Annotated in this window: 20 protein-coding genes and 1 riboswitch; of the genes, 4 read left to right on the top strand and 16 right to left on the bottom strand. The window is 46.8% G+C overall.

Features of this window, described 5'->3' with window-relative positions; all coding sequences use genetic code 11:
• Positions 1 to 15: 15 nt before the first annotated feature.
• The 6 genes from EK374_RS02495 to nhaB form a co-directional block, all read right to left on the bottom strand.
• Positions 16 to 285 carry a K+/H+ antiporter subunit F gene (locus EK374_RS02495; RefSeq protein ID WP_127019824.1) on the bottom strand — a complete coding sequence of 90 codons (270 nt, stop codon included), beginning with the start codon at positions 283 to 285 and terminating at the stop codon, positions 16 to 18.
• Positions 285 to 794 (bottom strand): Na+/H+ antiporter subunit E, encoded by a 510-nt coding sequence (locus tag EK374_RS02490; RefSeq protein WP_127019822.1) that lies wholly within the window; start codon positions 792 to 794, stop codon positions 285 to 287. Before EK374_RS02490 ends, EK374_RS02495 begins: the two co-directional genes overlap by 1 nt.
• Entirely contained in the window at positions 794 to 2,284 is a 1,491-nt protein-coding gene (locus EK374_RS02485) for a monovalent cation/H+ antiporter subunit D (protein WP_127019818.1), read from the bottom strand. Before EK374_RS02485 ends, EK374_RS02490 begins: the two co-directional genes overlap by 1 nt.
• The gene (locus tag EK374_RS02480; RefSeq protein WP_127019816.1) at positions 2,281 to 2,637 is read right to left on the bottom strand and encodes a Na+/H+ antiporter subunit C; all 357 of its coding nucleotides are present in this window, start codon (positions 2,635 to 2,637) and stop codon (positions 2,281 to 2,283) included. Before EK374_RS02480 ends, EK374_RS02485 begins: the two co-directional genes overlap by 4 nt.
• Complete coding sequence (locus tag EK374_RS02475; RefSeq protein ID WP_233280316.1) at positions 2,637 to 5,435, bottom strand: monovalent cation/H+ antiporter subunit A; 2,799 nt, start codon at positions 5,433 to 5,435, stop codon at positions 2,637 to 2,639. The genes EK374_RS02480 and EK374_RS02475 overlap by 1 nt, the downstream gene beginning before the upstream one ends.
• A gap of 240 nt (positions 5,436 to 5,675) precedes the next feature.
• Positions 5,676 to 7,265 (bottom strand): sodium/proton antiporter NhaB, encoded by a 1,590-nt coding sequence (nhaB, locus tag EK374_RS02470; RefSeq protein WP_127019814.1) that lies wholly within the window; start codon positions 7,263 to 7,265, stop codon positions 5,676 to 5,678.
• A gap of 417 nt (positions 7,266 to 7,682) precedes the next feature.
• On the opposite strand from nhaB, the gene EK374_RS02465 reads away from it, so the two are divergent.
• On the top strand, positions 7,683 to 7,865 hold the full coding sequence (locus EK374_RS02465; RefSeq protein WP_127019812.1) for a helix-turn-helix domain-containing protein: 183 nt from the start codon (positions 7,683 to 7,685) through the stop codon (positions 7,863 to 7,865).
• Positions 7,866 to 7,869: 4 nt separating this feature from the next.
• Here the strand turns inward: EK374_RS02465 and EK374_RS02460 are convergent, their stop codons facing one another.
• From EK374_RS02460 to mgtE, 5 genes are all read right to left on the bottom strand, one after another.
• Complete coding sequence (locus EK374_RS02460; protein WP_127019810.1) at positions 7,870 to 8,763, bottom strand: phosphotransferase; 894 nt, start codon at positions 8,761 to 8,763, stop codon at positions 7,870 to 7,872.
• Positions 8,718 to 9,344, bottom strand: coding sequence for a nicotinamide riboside transporter PnuC (pnuC, locus tag EK374_RS02455; RefSeq protein ID WP_127019808.1), 627 nt, complete (start codon positions 9,342 to 9,344; stop codon positions 8,718 to 8,720). The genes EK374_RS02460 and pnuC overlap by 46 nt, the downstream gene beginning before the upstream one ends.
• Positions 9,341 to 9,589, bottom strand: a complete 249-nt coding sequence (locus EK374_RS02450; RefSeq protein WP_046520436.1) for a YkoF family thiamine/hydroxymethylpyrimidine-binding protein — start codon at positions 9,587 to 9,589, stop codon at positions 9,341 to 9,343. Before EK374_RS02450 ends, pnuC begins: the two co-directional genes overlap by 4 nt.
• Positions 9,590 to 9,610: 21 nt before the next feature.
• Complete coding sequence (locus EK374_RS02445) at positions 9,611 to 11,731, bottom strand: TonB-dependent receptor (RefSeq protein ID WP_233280315.1); 2,121 nt, start codon at positions 11,729 to 11,731, stop codon at positions 9,611 to 9,613.
• A gap of 139 nt (positions 11,732 to 11,870) precedes the next feature.
• Positions 11,871 to 11,970: riboswitch (TPP riboswitch) on the bottom strand.
• Between the two features lie 71 nt (positions 11,971 to 12,041).
• Complete coding sequence (gene mgtE, locus EK374_RS02440; RefSeq protein WP_127019804.1) at positions 12,042 to 13,391, bottom strand: magnesium transporter; 1,350 nt, start codon at positions 13,389 to 13,391, stop codon at positions 12,042 to 12,044.
• A gap of 284 nt (positions 13,392 to 13,675) precedes the next feature.
• Between mgtE and EK374_RS02435 the strand changes: the two genes are divergently transcribed.
• The 3 genes from EK374_RS02435 to EK374_RS02425 all read left to right on the top strand — a co-directional run bounded on the left by EK374_RS02435 (position 13,676) and on the right by EK374_RS02425 (position 17,089).
• A complete protein-coding gene (locus EK374_RS02435; RefSeq protein WP_127019802.1) occupies positions 13,676 to 14,491 on the top strand; it encodes a DUF432 domain-containing protein in 816 nt (271 codons plus the stop codon).
• Complete coding sequence (locus EK374_RS02430; RefSeq protein ID WP_127019799.1) at positions 14,488 to 15,330, top strand: mechanosensitive ion channel family protein; 843 nt, start codon at positions 14,488 to 14,490, stop codon at positions 15,328 to 15,330. Before EK374_RS02435 ends, EK374_RS02430 begins: the two co-directional genes overlap by 4 nt.
• Before the next feature lie 112 nt (positions 15,331 to 15,442).
• A complete protein-coding gene (locus tag EK374_RS02425; RefSeq protein WP_164731798.1) occupies positions 15,443 to 17,089 on the top strand; it encodes a BamA/TamA family outer membrane protein in 1,647 nt (548 codons plus the stop codon).
• On the opposite strand, the gene mutM is transcribed toward EK374_RS02425, so the two are convergent.
• The 5 genes from mutM to radC all read right to left on the bottom strand — a co-directional run bounded on the left by mutM (position 17,086) and on the right by radC (position 19,787).
• The gene (gene mutM / locus EK374_RS02420; RefSeq protein ID WP_127019795.1) at positions 17,086 to 17,901 is read right to left on the bottom strand and encodes a bifunctional DNA-formamidopyrimidine glycosylase/DNA-(apurinic or apyrimidinic site) lyase; all 816 of its coding nucleotides are present in this window, start codon (positions 17,899 to 17,901) and stop codon (positions 17,086 to 17,088) included. The genes EK374_RS02425 and mutM overlap by 4 nt on opposite strands.
• Before the next feature lie 7 nt (positions 17,902 to 17,908).
• Positions 17,909 to 18,379, bottom strand: a complete 471-nt coding sequence (locus tag EK374_RS02415) for a hypothetical protein (protein ID WP_127019793.1) — start codon at positions 18,377 to 18,379, stop codon at positions 17,909 to 17,911.
• A gap of 163 nt (positions 18,380 to 18,542) precedes the next feature.
• Complete coding sequence (rpmG, locus tag EK374_RS02410; protein ID WP_008219722.1) at positions 18,543 to 18,698, bottom strand: 50S ribosomal protein L33; 156 nt, start codon at positions 18,696 to 18,698, stop codon at positions 18,543 to 18,545.
• Between the two features lie 11 nt (positions 18,699 to 18,709).
• Positions 18,710 to 18,946 (bottom strand): 50S ribosomal protein L28, encoded by a 237-nt coding sequence (gene rpmB, locus EK374_RS02405; RefSeq protein ID WP_008899984.1) that lies wholly within the window; start codon positions 18,944 to 18,946, stop codon positions 18,710 to 18,712.
• 166 nt (positions 18,947 to 19,112) lie between these two features.
• Positions 19,113 to 19,787, bottom strand: a complete 675-nt coding sequence (gene radC / locus EK374_RS02400) for a RadC family protein (protein ID WP_127019791.1) — start codon at positions 19,785 to 19,787, stop codon at positions 19,113 to 19,115.
• Between the last annotated feature and the right edge of the window lie 72 nt (positions 19,788 to 19,859).

Raw genomic sequence — 19,859 nt, 5'->3', positions numbered from 1 at the left:
GCTTTATTCAGTTGCTTACTCAATGATGTCGCCACGCAGTAAAAACTTACACACAGCCACAGTACTGACAAAACCCAACATAGCAATCAATAAAGCGACTTCGAAATTCAAGCTAGTCCCCAAATATATACCGTACAACAACAGCAGCGCTATGCTGTTGATATACATCGTATCCAGCGCCAACAGACGGTCAACAACCGAAGGTCCACGAATGGCCGCATATAAATTTAATAGCAAAGCAAACCCTACCACAACAAAGCAGCATTGCAGGATCAGATCAAGCATCAAAATATCTCCTTTAATGGAGCCTCGTAGCGTTGTTTTACCTGTTGGATTAATTCAGCTTCATCGGCTAAATCCAACACATGCAACAACAGATAACGTTGCTCACCGGATCCGACATTTAACGGTAACACTTCAGCGCTGACAGTCCCAGGAGTTAACGACACTGTACTGGCAAGGATAGTGATAGCAAGGTTGTCTGTTAAATCCAGCGGCACAGTCACAAAAGCAGGTCTTAGCTTTTTGTTAGCACCCAGCACCAGTCGAACCACCTGCAGGTTGGCGACAACAATATCCCACAATACCATCAGGCCATAAGTGAGAGCTGCGCCCGGCTTTTTAATACCAGGCTGGATCAGGCGAAACTTATGGATAAGCAATGGGATCAACCAGGCCAGCAACAGACCAAAAAACAGATGGATTAAAGCCACGCTGTTGTTCAGTAATAACCAGACCAGAAACAAAAACAAGCTACGGACAGGGGTTGGCCACCAGGTTTTGAATGAAAACATCAGAAGGCTCCCGGGCTAAGATTAGCAATCTGCTGTAGCTGCACAGCTGCAGCCTTACACCAGGCTGTGAGTGGGCCAGCAAATAAGCTTAACAAAGGACTGGCCAGTACCAGGAGCATTAAAGCTATGCTGCGACGGCTACCAGCCATACGGGCTTCAGTATCAGAACCCGCTACCTGCCAGAACAAAATACTACCCGCTCTGCTCAGTGCTATTAACAGCAGTACACTGCTACCTAATAAAACCGACCAGAACCACAACATAGCACTGCCTTGCGGTACAGCCTGAAGCAGCAACAGTTTGCCTATAAAACCAGAGAACGGTGGCATACCCACTATACTCAACGCCACCACAATAAAAGCCGCCCCCAGCAACACAGGTTGCGCAACTTTTCGGCCGTTCACCAAGCGGTCTCCGGCTTTGCCACGTTGATGAGCAATAAGGTCGGCCAGCAAAAATAAAGCTGCAGTAGCTAATGTTGAATGCACCAGATAATACAGTAGTGCTTCCACTGACTCTGGAGTCCCCAAAGAGAGAATAGCAACCAAAGCGCCTACTGACACAATCACCAGATAGCTGGCCATTTTACGTAGATCTTCACTGGCCAGAACACCCAGCACTCCCATCAGAATCGTCAGAAGGCCAGCCCACCACAGCACAGGAAAAACCCAACTGGCGACAAAGCCTGCATCCTGCAGCACCATAGCAAACACCCGCAGCAGGCTGTAAATGCCTACTTTGGTCATAATGGCAAACAAAGCAGCCACGGCAGGAGAAACAGAAGAATATGCATTCCCCAGCCAGAAGTGCAACGGCATCACTGCGGCTTTTAAACCAAATACAACCAAAAGTAATGCAACAGCGGCTTGCAGTAACTGCAACTGAGTATCAGATAAAGTCGCCACTTTGGTGCCTAAATCCAGCATATTTAGTGTGCCAGAGGCACCATAAATCAATGCCAGTGCAAATAAAAACAACGCCGAACCGACCAGATTCAAAATAACGTAATGCACTGCGGCTTTGGTTTTAGCTTTACCGCCACCATGGATCAACAAAGAGTAGGAGGCAATCAACAGCACTTCAAAAAATACAAAAAGGTTAAACAAGTCAGCGGTTAAAAAAGCACCGTTAATACCCATCAACTGGAAATGTAATAAAGCGTGGAAAAAAGGGCCGTTTTCATCTTCACCACTGCTGGCATACAAGCTTGCAGCCACCGCCAGTGCGGAAGTCAGACACAACATTAAACTGCTGACCTGATCTAACAACAAACTGATGCCAAAAGGCGCTGGCCAGTTACCCAGTTGATACAGCTGAGCCGGGCTATCGGTACTTTGTATGACCAGCAGCAGACTCAACAGCAACAGTATCAAAGAGCCACCAACGCTTAAACAGCGGCGCAATAGCAGGTTCTGATCAAAAGGTGGCAACATTGTCAGTAAAGCCACCAGCAAAGGCCAGAGGATCGGCAGAATAATCAGATGATTCATGACGAAGCTCCCTGCCGGGTGTTTTTCGCTACTGGTAATTTACCGTCGACATGATCATTGCCTAAATCAGCACGAGCCCGAATCGATAGCACCACCAAAAAGGCGGTCATCGCAAAACCAATGACGATGGCAGTTAATACTAAGGCCTGGGGCAGAGGATCGGCATACTCTTCCGTTGCTTTAAGCACAGTACCAGCACCTATTTTTAAGCCGCCACTGGCAAAAATAAACAGATTCACGGCGTAAGACAACATGGTCAATCCCAGCATGACCGCAAAAGTTCTCGCCCGTAAAATCAGGAATACGGCACAACAGGTAAGCACCCCTATGATAATCGCAACCAGTAATTCCATTAGCTTTGTACCTCATGCACGGGCCTGTGTTCTGTGGTCATTTTGCCCAGATTAGCCAAAATCATCAGCGTAGAACCCACTACTGTCAGATAAACCCCTAAATCAAAAGCGATGGCACTGGCCAATTCAATTTCACCAAAAAGCGGTAATTGGAAATAATCAAACCAGGAGGTCAAAAAGGGCCGATCAAAAGCCCAACTTGCAGCTCCTGTCAGTGCTGAAATCAATACTCCAGCAGCAACCAGACGGTGATATTCCATAGTTAAGCGCTCGCGTACCCAATCCACACCTTGTGCCACATACTGCAAAATAATGGCGATAGCTGTGATTAACCCCGCGACAAATCCGCCACCTGGTAAGTTATGACCACGGAAAAAGATATAGACAGAGACCAGCAGTGCTAAAGGCAATAAGGCCTGAGACACTACAGCCAGCAACATCGGGTGTTTATCCAGCGCCCACTGCCGTCCTTGTGCGTCTGAACTGGATTTAAACAAAGGTAAACGGGTCAATAGTTTAAATATGCCCAAAGCGGCTATACCCAAGACGGTAATCTCACCTAGCGTATCAAAACCGCGGAAATCGACCAGGATAACGTTCACAACGTTATAACCTCCACCACCGGTTTTGGCGTTGGCGAGGAAAAAATCGGAGATCCGCTGCTGTGGTTCCAGCATCACCGCATAACTTAAGCTGCCAATCACCACGCCACAGACCGAAGCTATAGCTCCATCGCGGATCAGCCTGCCAGCATTAGATGCCCTGCTGATTTTATGTGGCAGGAAAAACAGAGCCAGCATCAGCAGCACTATAGTCACCACTTCCACAGACAGCTGGGTGAGGGCTAAATCCGGCGCTGAGAAACGGACAAAAATCAGCGTGACCACTAAGCCCACCACAGAAATCATCACCAAAGCTAATAAGCGCTGACGTTGGCACAACACTGTGGCAAAAGCGGCAATAATAGCAACCAGCATGGCGGCCAGCATCAACGCATCGACAGGTAACTTAGTATGATGCCCGCTGAACTGGCCCATTTGTTGTAATGGCCAAATCAGCAATACCACGACTATAAGGAAAAGCCATAACAAATAGCGCTGCAACTCAGCCGATTCAAACCTTTGGTGCCAGTGCTGGGCAAAACCTAACAGGGCTTTGATTTTCTGTTCAAACAACTGCAGAGGATTGAACTCAGGCAATTCGGCCTGGAAACGAAACAGATGTTTGCGGTTTAAGTACAACAAAATCCCTAAAGTCAGGGCCATCACACTCATCATCAGTGGCAAATTCACCCCATGCCAAATCGACAAACTGTACTCTGGCAAAGGACCGCCCAATGCCGCAGCAGATGCAATAGCCAGTAAATCACCCACTATGTACTGCGGAGCTAAACCCACCAGAATACAAAGTGCCACTAAAATTTCGACCGGCACCCGCATATAACGGGGTGGCTCGTGCGGAGTACGGGGTAAACCTCTGGGCTGGCCGTTAAAAAACACGTCATGAATAAAACGGGCCGAATACGCCACAGACAAAGTGGCGGCTAAGGTGGCCAGCACAGGAATAAGCCATGACAAAGCTCCTAATACATCCTGGTGCAGGGTTTCCGCAAAAAACATCTCTTTGGATAAGAAACCATTAAGCAAAGGCACACCAGCCATAGAAGCAGAAGCCACCATAGCGAGCGTGGCGGTCACCGGCATAAACTGCCAGAGACCATTAAGCTTACGCATATCCCGTGAACCGGACTCATGATCAATAATGCCGGCTGCCATAAATAACGAAGCTTTAAAAATAGCGTGGTTAATAATATGGAAGATTGCCGCTACCGTCGCCAGATCAGTATCTAAACCCAGCAGTAGCGTGATTAAACCTAAATGACTGATCGTAGAATAAGCCAACAAGCCTTTTAAATCGTGCTGGAATAACGCCAGATAAGCGCCAACCAGCAGAGTCGTCATACCGGTGATCGTCACCAGCAGGAACCATAAATCTGTGCCTGCTAATAATGGATACATCCGCGCCAGCAAAAAAATACCAGCCTTGACCATAGTGGCCGAATGCAGGTAAGCACTGACCGGAGTCGGCGCCGACATCGCATTTGGTAACCAGAAATGAAATGGAAACTGAGCTGACTTCGTAAAAGCCCCTAACAGCACCAGAATTAAAATCACCGGATACAAGCTGTGCTGTTGCAGCACATCCGCCTGAGATAACACCACATCCAGTTCAAAACTACCCAAAACCTGGCCAATCAACAAAATACCAGCCAATAAAGCCAAACCACCAAAACCCGTGATGGTTAATGCCATACGTGCACCTACGCGAGCATCAGCTCTGTGCCACCAAAAGCTAATGAGTAAAAAGGAACTGATACTGGTCAGCTCCCAGAACACCCAAAGCTGCAACAGGTTATTCGATAACACTATGCCAAGCATGGCCGTCATAAACAGCATCAGGAAGCCATAAAAACGTGCCATCGAGTCTTTTTCAGATAAATAATAGCGAGCGTACAAAATGACCAGCAAGCCAATGCCAAGGATCAGCAGCACAAACAGTAGTGACAAACCATCCAGCCGGAAACACAAAGACAGACCCAAAGTTTCGACCCAAGGCAATGTGTAAAACAAGGTTTCGCCAGAAAACACGGCAGGCGCAAGCTGTAGCACTAATCCCAAAGCCGCCACGGGTAAAAAGGCAGTTGCAAGTGCACTGTAGCTGCGTGACCAGCGAGCTGTAAACACAGGCACTAAAGACCCTATCAAGGGAAATAAGACTAAAAACAGAAGCTCAATCATGTACTTGCGTCCTCTTTACGGGCTGAGTTGCATTCACTTTATTGAACAAAGAAAGCAACCTGAGCGGTGTGGCAAGCAACAAACAACTTTTGCGCCAGACAGAGGGTGAAATACCCTGAAGATTTAATATGCCGTACTTTATACCTGTCTGGATACGGGCTGTCCAGCGTTCTGACGGATCACAAGCTGAAGTGAGAAAAATGAAGGATCAGAGGCAATAGACCTCTGATCCATAACAGTTTAATGTCCGGTAGCTACCGCCGCAGCAGCTGCCGCTGCATCATAATGATGGATCCAACCTTCGGCATACATCCAATGGGTGATTTCAGGCAGCAATACAACGGTGCTAAGCAAACCTACCAGTGCAAGCACTATGGTGTATGGCAGCGCCATCCACACCATTTTCATATACGACAGGCGAATGAGCGGAGCCAAAGCGCTGGTCAGCAGGAATAAGAACGCAGCCTGACCATTAGGTGTTGCCACACTTGGCAAATTGGTACCAGAGTTAATAGCAATCGCCAGCATTTCAAATTGCTCACGACTGATAGTACCGGCCTGCCATGCCGCTTTGACCTCATTGATGTACACAGTGCCAACAAAGACGTTATCACTGACCATGGACAACAAACCATTGGCTAAAAACAACACCGCCATTTGTTTTTGTCCATCAAAAGTCAAGACAAAATCAATTACAGGTTTGAACAGATGCTGGTCAATGATCACGGCAACCACAGCAAAAAACACCACCAGTAAAGAGGTAAAAGGCAAGGCTTCCTGAAAGGCTTTACCAATAGCGTGTTCATCGGTCACGCCACAGAAGGTAGTGGCCAGAATAATCACCATTAAACCTATTAAACCAACAGAAGCTAAATGCAGACTTAAACAAATAATCAGTAAAATGGCGATGATGCTTTGCACCCATAATTTACTGATGTCAGAGGCCGTCATACGTTCAGTCTGATAGTTGTCATACGCAATCAATACGTCCTGAACAGCCACGGGCAAACGCACACCAAAATCAAATAAACGAAATTTTTCCAGCACTATTGTGGTCAGTAAACCCGCGATAAACACAGGAACACTGACCGCTGCCATACGTAGGGCGAATTCACCAAAACCCCAACCTACAGCTTCGGCGATGATCAGGTTTTGTGGCTCACCCACCATAGTGGAAACACCACCTAAGGCCGTACCCACACCTGCATGCATTAACAAGTTACGTAAAAAACCACGAAACGCATCTAAGTCAGCACGAGATAGTTCGGCGACCTCAGAATCTTCATTGTGGTTGTGCGGGTCGGGGAATTTCTTGCCTGAAGATATTTTGTGGTAAATAGCGTAAAAACCTATGCCCACGGCAATAATCACAGCGACTACAGTTAAAGCGTCTAAAAATGCAGACAGAAATGCAGCCATACAGACAAAAGCCAAAGACAAATTCGTTTTTGAACGCACCCGGATCAACAGCTTAGTAAACACAAACAACAGCAAGTCTTTGACAAAGTGAATACCGGCCACCATAAAGACCAGCAGCAAAATCACTTCGATATTCATTTCAATTTCATGCATCACCTTGGTGGTACTGGTCATGCCCATCACAATAGCCTGCAACACCAATAACCCACCTGGTTGCAACGGGTAACATTTCAGCGCCATCGCCAGAGTGAAAATAAACTCAACCACTAGAGCCCAACCCGCTATATAAGGGCTTTGCAAAAACAACATTGGATTAATAAAAAGAAAAGCGATGATACTTAGTTTGTACCAGTTTGGCGCCTGCCCGAGAAAGTTATTGTACAAGGCCAAAGCCATGCCAGATGGTTTCATAGTGTTTACCCAAGTTCGGAGTGTTGCGTGTTGGATTTATGTTTTGTTATTTACCATAGTTCAAATCTGTGTAAAGGTGATGACAATTAGCACAGAAATTATCAGGTAGTTCAGTTTGTTATACCTAGCGCACCTGTTTTTGTCCAGACAGATTGTGGTAACCCGCCGACTAAAACAATAAATAAAAGATCAGCATTGGTAAAGCAACTCAATTTGACTAAAAACTGGCTTTTGCAGGTGAAATGTAACCTAAGTAACATAAAGTAAAGAAAACTTTAAAAAAATCTCAAATTAACAAAGTCCTGAGTTGTCACTCGCTAAAAAAGAAAGTAAAACATCAGGGCTTGTTTGAACTTTATTCACAAAAACAAAAATATCAGCTTAACTTAATTAAAGTAATTACTGCAGGAACTCATTATGGCAATACTCAATGTTGCAGAAGTCGCCGCCTTTTTAGGTATTCAGGAAATTCGTGTTGAACGTCTGGCTCGCGAAAATCTATTAGTTGCCAATGGAAAGGATGAACAAGGTAAACCTGTGTTCGATGAAGAAGATGTAAAACGTTACAAAATTCTGGCTGAACGATTAGGCGGACTTTAAAATTCTACTTCTGAACAAGCTGCAGTAACAGCTGGTAACAGTCTGCTGCGGCTTGTTTGTATCTGGGGTCCTGATTTTCCAGTTCTTCCTGCCAGTACCATAACCAGCAAAAACCTGAATACACCACTTTAGCTAAGGCTAGCTTCTCTAATAACTGCACACTGTAAGCAGAACTGCGGGACGCTTTGTAACTATCCAGTAGCAGCTGTTGTTCCGCATCCGACAAATCAAACTGAACTATTAGCGCCACTAAATCAAATACCACATCAGCCAACTGACAGTATTCAAAATCTATCAACCACAACTTGTTCTGCCACAGCAACATATTCTGCGCATGCAAATCCATATGGCATAAGCCAATGTCAGCTTGAAAATACTGCAGATCACGGGCAGCGGTGATCAAAGGTTGCCAGATTTTTTCCGCTTCAGTGGTCCAGTGCGGCTCCAACTGTTTTTTCAGCTGTTGTAAATAAAGCCAGGGGTCAAGCACAGCAGTTTGCACTGGCAACTGATGCAAAGTCGCCAGCTTTTGTGCCAAACCAGCAAGGTTCTGCCTGATGTATGCAGCGGAAGGAGCTTGAGTATCAGGTAAAAATTCAGTGATCAGCATGCGCTGATGATTGTTCAGACACAAAGGAGCCGGTGCCAGTCCTGCGGCAGCTGCAGCGTGCTGACAACGTAATTCCTGTTGCCTGCACACACCTAAAACTGAAGGACCATAATGACGCAGCACATAATGCCCTCTGTCAGTTTGCACCTGATAGGAGCTGGTTCTTTTGCCTTGCGTCAGTTGCTTGAACAGCACAGGCTTATGATCAGCAAAAAACTCCAGTTGTTGGCATAAATGCCAGATCACACGGGATGGGTCTGCTGTTGTTGCTGATAGCTGCTGCGCCATACAAAAAATCCGATCAAGGCAATGATGGTATAGAGTACAAAAAGTGCCGTCGTAAAATACAGATGTTTTTGTATATAAACATAAATACAGACGGCATCGATCACCACCCAGTACAACCAATTCGACACCACTTTGCGCGCCACCAGATAAGTGGTCATCACACTAAAAGCTGTGGTTTGTGCGTCTATATAAGCAAAATCGGCGTGCGTGTACTGCTCCATCAGATAACCCAATATCAGCCCGGCTATCGCTGTGCCGCCAATTAAATTCAGATGCGTACTGGCCGACCACTCCGTCATGCCCGACTGCCCTGCTGGTAATAGCTGCTTCTGCTGACGCCAGCTGTACCAGCCATACAAGGCCATGCCGGCATAATACAGCTGCAGCAACGCATCAGATAACAAAGCTGAATGCCACATAATATGGGTGTATAACAGAGTACTGAGCAAAGCAGCTGGCCAGCACCACAAACTTTGTTTCATCGCCAGCAGCACATAAGCCAGCGCTGACAAAGTCGCTGCCAGCTCCAGCTGAGTCAAGGTTTGCCAGCCGCTAAAAAGCTGCCACCAGGAGTCCGTCATGGTCGCAAATCACCGTGCAGAAACTTCACCACAAACACCACTTTGCCGTAAGTTTCAAAAGACCAGCGAATACCCTGCTGCAACAAGGCCATCACTTCGTCGTAATCGCCAAAGACTTGTGTGCTCAGCGTATTGGTGATCACCAGCACATTAGGGTTGGTGTTGAGCAGTTCAATAAAACCTTTGATAGGCTCAATGTAATCACTGGTGAGTGGGTACTTACTGATTTCAATAGATAATTTCATCAAAAATTCCTTAAACTTGCCTTAAAACTGGTAGCTGGCTGTCACACCTATACGGCGTGGTTCACCCAATTGTTCATAGGTATGAGGCTCGTAGCCGTCACGCGGGTCGTTACCAAAGTAAAAGCCCCGTACACCGTAGTCCTCGTCCAGCGCATTGCGGCTCCAGAGCGCCAACTGCAGCTCATTCCACTGGTACTGCAGGCGTAAATTCACTAAATGCATTTGCTCTGATCGGGAGTCGTGGCTATCAGAGTAATAAAACGCGGCTTTACTCTGCACGCCCAGATTAAAACTCAAGTCAGAGGTCAGTAACCACTCATTGTTGACACTGTATTGATACTTTGGCGCATGGGCTTGATCGCGGCCCGTCTTATCTACACCCTTTTCCGTGACAAAACCACGGATTTCACTATCAAGCCAGGCTGCATTGGCAAACAAAGTCCAACTGTCCGTCAGCTGAACCCGGCTTTCCACTTCCAGCCCATGATTACGGCCTGAGGCAGCATTATCAATAAAACCAATAAAGGACTGATCACGGGTGACCCAACTATTGACCTGCATTTCATCACGCCACATGGCAAATAAAGCCACCCGACTGACAATCTGCTGATCAGCTGAACTGGCTTTAACACCAAACTCGGCATTCCATAAAGTTTCAGGTGAAAAATTGGCTTTGCTGTTTAAATAGTCTGCCAAATCCTCAGAGCCGCTGCCCTGAGCTTTACCCAGAGCTTCACCATTGACCCCACCCGCTTTGTAACCTCTTGAACCCAACAAATACAGGCTTGTTGCATCGGTAAGCACTAAACTTAAGCTCAGTTTGCCGCCCCACATCAGTTCGTCGTTTTGCTGAGCTATTCCATTGCTGTCAATGTATTCATCGTCATAACGTTCAGCACGGGCGCCAGAAGTTAAACTCCAACCATCCCCTAAATCTGTGGACCACTGCCCAAATAACGCCAGGTTCTGGCGTTTAAAATCACTGAAAAACTGTGCAGCCTGCCATAAATCCCAGTTCCAGAATTGACGTTCTAACTCAGTTTGCTGACCACTGGCATACCAGCCGGCAACCCAATTCGCTTGATCTTTGCCCAAAAAGCGCTGTTCCAGACTCCACTGATCCCGCTGCCGTAAATATCGGTCTGTGGTGGCATAGCCATCCGGGTGAATACCTTCATAACTCCAGTCTTCGTCAAAGCCATAGTCGGTATCGGCAGTCAGGCCACTGAGTTGTGTGTAGACATTAGCCCAACTTAAGCCCTGATAATCGGCCTTTATAGCCAAAGCACGGCTTTGTTGTTCATCTTGGCCTGGTTTATCCGATAAGGTTGTGCGGTTGCGATCTAAAGAAAACACATCGTAGCCATTATTGATATCACGGTAATGACCAATAAAATCCAGCGTCAGATCGCTCGTCGCCAGATAACGCAGTGCAGCACGGACTGAGGTTTCGTCAATATTGTTAGTATCGTCACGATTTAGAAAGCTGTTGTCGATAAAGCCATCTGAGCTTTGATGATCAGCTGCTACACGATACGCCCACTGCTGGTTGATCGCATTGCTATAAGCGCCGCTTAGCTGGTAGCTATCGTAGTTGGCCAATGTAGAACTTAACTGGCCTTCACCTTCAAAGCTCGGAGCATTCGAAGTTAAATTCAACATACCGGCCATGGCATTAGCGCCAAATCGAGTGGCTTCCGGGCCGCGGAATATCTCTACTTGCTGCACATCAGCCAAAGAGCTGACCCCTAAAGCTGAATAATCAATGCCATCAATCAGCACACCCACCGAAGGGTTAATACTGTCGACAAACTCACTGCGCTCGCCAATACCACGAATTTGTAAAAAACGGCCACGGGATGCACCAGCCGAAAAGTTTACGTTGGCGGCTTGTTGTAACAAATCATCTAAATGTTGGGCGTTGTGACGACTGATATCCTGCTGACTCAATACCAGAATACTACCTGGCAGCTTTTGTAACTGCTGCTGCCGGAAATCGCCTTGCACCAGAATACGCTCTACAGCCTGTTCGGACGCAGGGTTTTCTTCGGCACTCACAGTAGTGGATAAAGCGGCAAGAATGGCCAGGGATAAATAAGAAACCTTTTTCCCTAAGTAATTGAAGTCACAACGAGGCGACAAGTAAACGAGTCCCCATGAACATAGTCGTGCTATGTGATTGGGGCGAGAGAGCGCAGGCAACAAAGTAGTGGCTTTAAGTACGAAGGGCAAAGACATATGATTCTACTCCATATCAAAAAGTAGGATCACCAAAGCAAAAGGAATACAGAAGTACCATCCCTCCGCCGGTATGATCCGGATCAGGTTCGAAGGGTTCGCGTTTGACGGCGTCTCAGCTAAAAGCACCCCTTGGTTCGCGGCGCAGTGTATCGGCTTTTTTTCAGACAGGCAATTGCCAGATCTACACCTTTATGCAGATCTGGCTTACGAATTAAACCAAAGCAGGTAAATACCAGCTGGCAATAGAGAAATAAATCACGACACCAGCCACGTCGGCAATAGAGGTGATCAGAGGTCCACTGGCGGTTGCCGGGTCCATGCCAAAACGGCTGAGTAAAAAGGGTAAAGATAAGCCAACTAAACTGCCAACCAGTACCACTATCAGCATAGTGGCAGCGACCACCAGCGCTATGTCCAGCCCCCCACGCCAGTAGCCCAGCGCATAGACAGCAAGAGCCATAGTGATACCTAATAAACCTGCTACCAGCACTTCTTTGCCGAGCATTTTGCCCCAGTGCCGCAGCTTAATGTCGCCAGTGGCTAAAGCCCGTACCATCAAAGTACCAGCCTGAGCGCCTGCATTACCGCTGCTTGCAATCAATAACGGCAGGAAAAACAACAAGGCTATATGTTCAGAAATAATTTGCTCAAAAGCAGCTAAACCTGCGCCGGAAAAAATATTGCCAAACACCAACACCACCAGCCAGACCACGCGTTTGCGGTATAACAAACTGATTTTGGCATCTTTTACGCTGCCTTCGAGCTTGCCGATAGTGGCGGTTTTGTGAAAGTCTTCTGTCGCTTCAGCAGCTGCGACGTCCATCGCGTCATCGTGGGTGACAATACCGACTAACTGCCCTTGCGCATTCACCACAGGAATAGCAATTAAATCGTACTTAGCCACCAGTGACGCTACTTCTTCCTGTGCTGTATCAACATGGACATGGATAGGGTCGTGTTTCATCACATCATCGACCAGCGCATAAGTCGGTGCCAGAATCAGCTCGCGCAACGACAAAGCGCCAATCAAAGTGCGGTCCTGATCCACTACATAAGACAGGTAAATGGTTTCCTTATCCGGCGCTTCGTTTCTCAACACTTCAATGGCTTGAGCAGCCGTTAAATCCGGCGACAACATGGCGTAATCTGAACTCATAATGGCGCCAGCCGTGCCTTCAGAGTATGACGACAGGCTCAGCACATCATCACGTTCTGCTTGCGCCAAAGCAGGTAACAAGGCTTGTTTTTGTGCATCAGACAGCTTATTAAACAAGTCAGCCCTTTCATCAGACGACATCTGGCGAATCACAGGGGTGAAGTCCTGGCGACTGACGTTATGTGCCAGTTCAACTTGTTTGTCTTCGGGTAAATAGCTGAAAACGTCTGCTTGTGTGCTTAACGGAAAACAACTTAACAGTTGCCACACATGCTGTGTGGAAAACTCAGCCAAAGCACCAGCTAAGTCGGCAGCGTGAGTATCAGCCAGACGAACAGATAAAACGGACAGGTCACCACTCTCCAGAGCAGCACGTAAAGTATGGATCAGAACTAAGGGTTCCATGTTTTTACCTCGAACTACGGGCCGTAGTCGCAAGGTTCAGACAAACCAGCGGTCTACAGCAAAACTACAGGGTTAAGTTGTATGTCAGGCCAGGCCTGTGACTGGGTACGTCCATAAAAACGGAACTCTCCTATGCAAACGGAAAGGAATATCAGCTTAACTTATTGCTGATACAGCGAAAAACGAGCATCATTTTACTCCTGTAACCACTTAACCTCAACTTAATAACGGTTATAAGTGCGTGATTTAGTTCAGGCTATACCCGAACGTCAAAAGGACACAACATGTTTGCTGAAAATCAGGCTTTATGGTGGCAACCTCAAACGCTGCTGAATGAACAAAGCTGTAAAATTCAGCTGGGACCTTTGCACATTTTTTTGCAACGTAAGGCTGGCGAATGGCGACTCGCAACAGAACAACTGACGCAGGCGGAGCACCAGCATGTGGAATCACAGCTGCTGGCTCAATGGCCGCAACACCGGCTGGCAAACCGTTTTGTATTTGAAAATGAACCACTGCAGTTTTGCCTTAAGCCCGTGCTGGCAGATCGGCCTGTGGTGGTTAAAACTCACCAGCCCGTTTATGTGCCGCCTGGTGAACAAGTCACTTTTTTTATCAGTAGCCCTGTCAGTATTCGTATCGAATTACAGCAACCCGCTTTACTGCTACAGGAAGTTCAAACACAACGCTTATCCGACACCTGGTTTGGCCCGAACACCCAGGTAGGCGAACTCTGTTATGCCGATAAAACTCAGGCCAGACACAGCAAAGAAGAACTGCCCAGACGAGTGCATAAAGCCGTTACCCCTGTTACGGTGAAAAACAACTCCAGCCAGATGATGAGCATTGAAAAACTCAGCTTACCTGTACCTTATTTATCCTTGTATGGTCTGGCCGATGGCAGTTTGTGGACCGATCAGGTGTTGCTGGATCATCAGGACGATGCCGAACTGAGCCGACTGCAAATCAGTAAACAAATGCCGGCAGGTTCAGATGGCGCAGAACGTTTAGCCAAACCACGTTTGTATATGGAAAAACATGGCCTGTTCCGTGCCTTTAGTGATTTATTTGCTCATGCCGCAAGCAGAGGTTCTTTATGATTGACCTGATCATTAACTACTTAGATTCAGATAAGTTTTTCTCTTTGCTGCAGGCAGGCCTGTTGTTTACAGTCGGCTTTTTAGCTGCAAGTTTATTAGCCCGCGCTACTTATAAACTCTGCTTAAAACGTTTTAGCCCGCATCATGCCAGTTTAAGCCGCCGCTTAGTGTACTGGTTGGTATTGGCTTTATTTATTGCCAGCGGCTTAAAACAGTTAGGTTTTAACTTAGGCGTATTGCTGGGTGCCGCAGGGGTGCTGTCTGTCGCTATCGGCTTTGCTTCTCAAACCTCTGTATCGAACCTGATCAGCGGTTTATTTTTAATAGGCGAACGGCCTTTTCAGATTGGTGACACTATTCAGGTGGGCAATACCACAGGGGAAATTCTGTCCATTGACCTGCTGTCCATCAAATTACGTACTTTCGATAACCTATTTGTGCGCATTCCTAACGAAAGTCTGATAAAAACCGAAGTCACCAACTTAACCCGCTTTCCTATTCGCAGGCTGGATTTAAAAATTGGTGTAGCCTATAAAGAGAACATCAGCCAGGTTAGGCAAGTACTGTTGCAGGTCGCTGAACAAAACCCTTTAAGTCTGGATGAACCCAACCCGGTATTTCAGTTTTTAAGCTTTGCCGAGTCTTCGTTGGATTTACAGTTTTCGGTCTGGACCAGAAAAGAAAACTACAGAGAACTGCGCACCTCGTTACTGGAAGAAATCAAACTGGCCTTTGATCAGCAAGGTATTGATCTGCCCTTCCCGCAACGGGAGCTCAGCCTGAGCCAAGACACTTTGGCTCTGTTACGACCAGAACAAAACACTAAAACTCAAGGATAAGCAGCCAGAGAACAGAAATGATCTGAGTCTTTTTCCTATCTTATCCGGAAAATTGTGTCATGATAAAACCCAATCAACAGGAATGGATGTTGTAGTCTTGACGATGCTGAAGATGTATAAACTTAGGTTACTGAAGCCGCTAACCGCAGTTGTTGCTATGTTGCTGTTTAGTGTAACTAGCCCGACTTTGGCATCAGAGTTATGCTCTTTGGTAGAAACTAATACTGATTTTAGCGCCTATCAGGGGCAGACCATTTCAGAAATTCGCTTTATCCGCAACGATGTGTTTGATCTGCAACAGCCCAACACCTACTGGTTTCACCGCTTCGCTAACCGCACCCATATGATTACCACCGAAGCTACGCTACAGGAAGACGTCCTGTTTAAAGTGGGAGAGCCATTGGATGCCGACAGTCTGGCAGAAACAGAACGCCTGTTAAGAACACGACGGTATTTGCGCAAGGTCGAAGTGCGGGTGACTCATCAATGTCCGGACCAGCACGTTGTTGTCACGGTCAGCAGCTGGGATAACTGGTCGCTTTTACCTAAAATATCCGCCAGCCGCGAAGGCGGAGAAAGCCGTTCTACTTTCGGCCTGGCTGAAGATAACCTGTTCGGTTCTGGTAACAAAATCAACCTCGATTATGAACACGACAGCGAACGCACCAGCTACTTAGTAAACTTCAGCTCTCCCAATATGTTTGGCAGCCACTGGGGGTTAAATACCCGTTACGCTGATAAATCCGATGGGGAGTCTTACTTAATTGCGGTCGAAAAACCTTTTTATCGCCTGAATGCGCCCAGGTCTTTTGCCCTGACCCTGGATCAGGACAGCCAGGATATTAACGAGTACCTGTTGGGCGACGAAGCCAACGAATTTCAGAAACAAAAAAGGTTCTTTGATATTCAGGGGGGCTTGAAAGTATCGGCTGCTAACAACTGGGTACAACGTGTTTTTGTGGGGGCGACCCACAACGAAGTAAAGTTTCAAGACACACCTGATACCTTGTTTGGTACACCAGTACAACGAAATTTGTCTCAATTTTGGCTGGCCTGGCAGTACTTAGAGTCAGACTACCGACAGATGTTTAATATCTACCAATTTAACCGGGTAGAAGACATCAACTTAGGCTGGCAGGCTGATGTAAAGTTGGCCTATCTGGCACCTATGCTGGGCGCTGACGATCAGGGCTGGCAACTGACAGCCTCCGCTTATAAAGCCACAGAATTAAATGCAGATAACTATTTACTGACCTCAGCTTCAGCCAGTCAGCTGGAACAGGCAGACCTCAGCCAAAGCCTATTAAAAAGCCATCTGCTGTGGATCCACAAATTTGACCCGCAGCAGAGTCTGGTCGGTCAGCTGACTTACCAATACGGCAATGATTTATTTCGTGATGAGCGCTTAAGTTTAGGCGGTGACACTGGCCTGCGGGCTTTCCCTTTGTATTACCAAACTGGTGAACGTCTGGCGCTGGCTACCATGGAATACCGCTATTACAGCAACTTATCCATAGCGCAGATTTTTGATGTAGGGTACGCCACCTTTGCCGACATGGGTCGCACCTGGGGTGACAACCCTGATTTACCGGGCAGCTCAGGCGATCAAACCTTGTATGGCATAGGTGCCGGCATACGTTTGCTATCAAGCCACAGCAGCCGCGGCACCATGATCCATATCGACCTGACCAAAGCTTATGGCGGCGACGACGACTTATCCGGTTTTGAATGGCGGGTATTGGCTAAACAGAGTTTTTAGTGTTCGCCCTGACAAGCCGGACAATACACTGTGCTGCGCTGTCCTAAACGTATTTCTTTTAATTCAGTCTTACAGCTGAAACATTCCTCACCGCCACGACCATAAACCAAAAGTTGCTGGGCAAAATAGCCCGGCTTGCCATCAGTTTGGCTGAAGTCTTTTAAAGTGGTGCCGCCCTGAGTGATGGCTTTAGCCAAAATTTGTTTCACCACCTGTACCAGCAGTTCAGCTTTTGCTGCGGTCAGTTGATTCGCTGGCATTTTTGGATGAATACCAGCCTGAAACAAAGCTTCATTGGCATAGATATTACCCACACCAACCACCACATGATTATCCATCAACACCAGTTTGATGGCGCTACTGCGTTTTTGACAAGCGGCCAGCAACATAGCTGCGTGGAAATCACCGAGCAAAGGCTCAGGCCCTAAGTTTGCCATCAGGGTATGCACACTGTCTTTCGGCTGCCACAGTACGGCACCGAAGCGTCTGGTGTCGTTTAATCTCAGCACTAAGCCATTACTCAGATAAATATCTACATGGTCATGTTTTCCGGCTGGCGTTACTGCAGGTACCACTTTCAGATGACCTGACATGCCCAAGTGGATAATCAACTCGCCTTCCGGCAAATGAATTAACAGATACTTAGCTCGTCTTGTCACATCCAGTACCGGCTGCTGGCTAATCTGCAGTACTTCATCTGGTATTAACCAGCGCAACTGGCGTTGCCGCACCACCACCTTCTCAATACGCTGTTGCTGCAAATGCGGACTAATACCTAAACGGGAAACTTCAACTTCTGGTAATTCTGGCATAACAGCCTCAACGTAAAACGGATGGGAATAATAATTCAGCCTGACCTTGTGGCAAACGGTACCATAAATCAGCATCTACAGCTTTTAACCAAGAAAACTCACCTGCTTGATACAACTGCCATTGCAGCTGCGCAGGTTTGCCAGTCAGCCAGACTGACACTTCGGTCACAAATACTGGATTGATTGGATTCAATGGCGATTGTTCTGGCAAAGTCGCTTGTTGCCAATGCTGCAGTAAAACCGTTAATTGCTCCTCAGTCAGTACAGCAGGTTGTGAACGCCAATTTGGCCCTGCCCGCTCAATCTGATGCTGCGGAAAATGCAAAGCTAACAACGTCTGATTTGTTGAAATAAGCTGAGCTTGTGGCTCGTTACGCACTTGTTTTAAGTATTCAGGCAAACCAATAAACAGGGCGACTAAAATCACCACTGTGTAGATCATGACGTTATTCCAGCCTTTTTGACTTAAACGGATCATAAAGATAAAAACCGGGGCAGAAGAAAAACAGCAGTGTAAACCAGAGTCAGGCGGAACAACCAGAAGAAAGCGAAGAAGATACAGTAGACAAAGCTATGACGTGGATATGCAGTACTTTATAGCTCATAAAAAACCCGACTTGCGTCGGGTTTTTTAAGTTCAATTACTTGATTTTCGCTTCTTTGAAAATCACGTGCTTACGCACTTTAGGATCGAACTTTTTGATTTCCATTTTTTCTGGCATGGTGCGTTTGTTCTTCGTAGTTGTATAGAAGAAGCCAGTACCAGCAGAAGAAACTAAACGAATTTTATCGCGCATAATTTAATTCCTTAAACCTTCTGACCTTTAGCACGCAGATCGGCTAAAACAGTATCGATGCCATTTTTGTCGATAATACGCATACCACGAGTAGAAATACGTAAAGTCACAAAACGGTTTTCGCTTTCAACCCAGAAACGGTGAGTTTGCAGGTTAGGCAGGAAACGGCGCTTAGTTGCGTTGTTGGCGTGTGAACGACGGTTACCTACCATCGGACCCTTACCAGTGATTTGGCACACTCTAGACATGTCAATGTTTCTCCAAAATTACTTCAGCTCGAGCTTCGTTCATCCTTCTGGCCAAGAAGAATGCCCCGGATTTCTGAAAGGGCGCAATTTATACACGAAAGCCTGATCAAATTCAAGCAAATCTGTACGGTTCAGGCGATCGTTTGCACATCCAAACTTCAGACCTTTATAGCCAGCCGCGTTCGGCAAAGGAAATAACCTCTGCATCACCTACCACAAAATGATCCAGCAACTTAATGTCGACAAGAGACATGGCTTGAGTCAGGCGTTCCGTTATAACCCGATCGGCACGGCTCGGCTCTGCAACTCCGGATGGATGATTGTGAGCCAAAATAACGGCGGCGGCATTATGCGCTAAAGCACTCTGAACTACAATACGCGGATACACAGGAGATGCATCAATAGTGCCGAAAAATAACGGCTCGGCGCAAATAAGCCGGTGTTGACTGTCTAAATACAACAACATAAAAACTTCGCGTTTTTGCGAAGCTAAACTTTGTTGCAGATAACGCTTCACCAAAGCAGGTTCGGTAAAGACAGTATCCCGCTGCATGCTTTGCACCAAATAGCGCCTGCTTAGCTCCATAACCGCTTGTAATTGCACATATTTTGCCTGACCTAAACCGTGCCCCTTGCAAAAGTCAGCCTGACTGGCTGCTAACAAAGGTCGAAGCCCACCAAACTGATGCAATAAAGTGCGGGACAACTCCACTGCATCCATTCCGGCCACACCAGTACGTAAAAAAATAGCCAGCAATTCACCGTCAGATAGATGTTCTGCGCCATGCGCCAGCAGTTTTTCTCTTGGCCTTTCACCTTCAGGCCAGCTTTTGATACTCATCTTCGCCTCCTTGAGTTTTTGTTTTCCTTCATCTTTCCGTGTTATCTTAACGCCAACTTAACCACTTTTTGC

It is taken from the genome of Rheinheimera mangrovi, from assembly GCF_003990335.1.
GTDB classification, from domain to species: Bacteria; Pseudomonadota; Gammaproteobacteria; order Enterobacterales; family Alteromonadaceae; genus Pararheinheimera; species Pararheinheimera mangrovi.
This window is presented reverse-complemented; position numbering and strand designations above follow the sequence as displayed.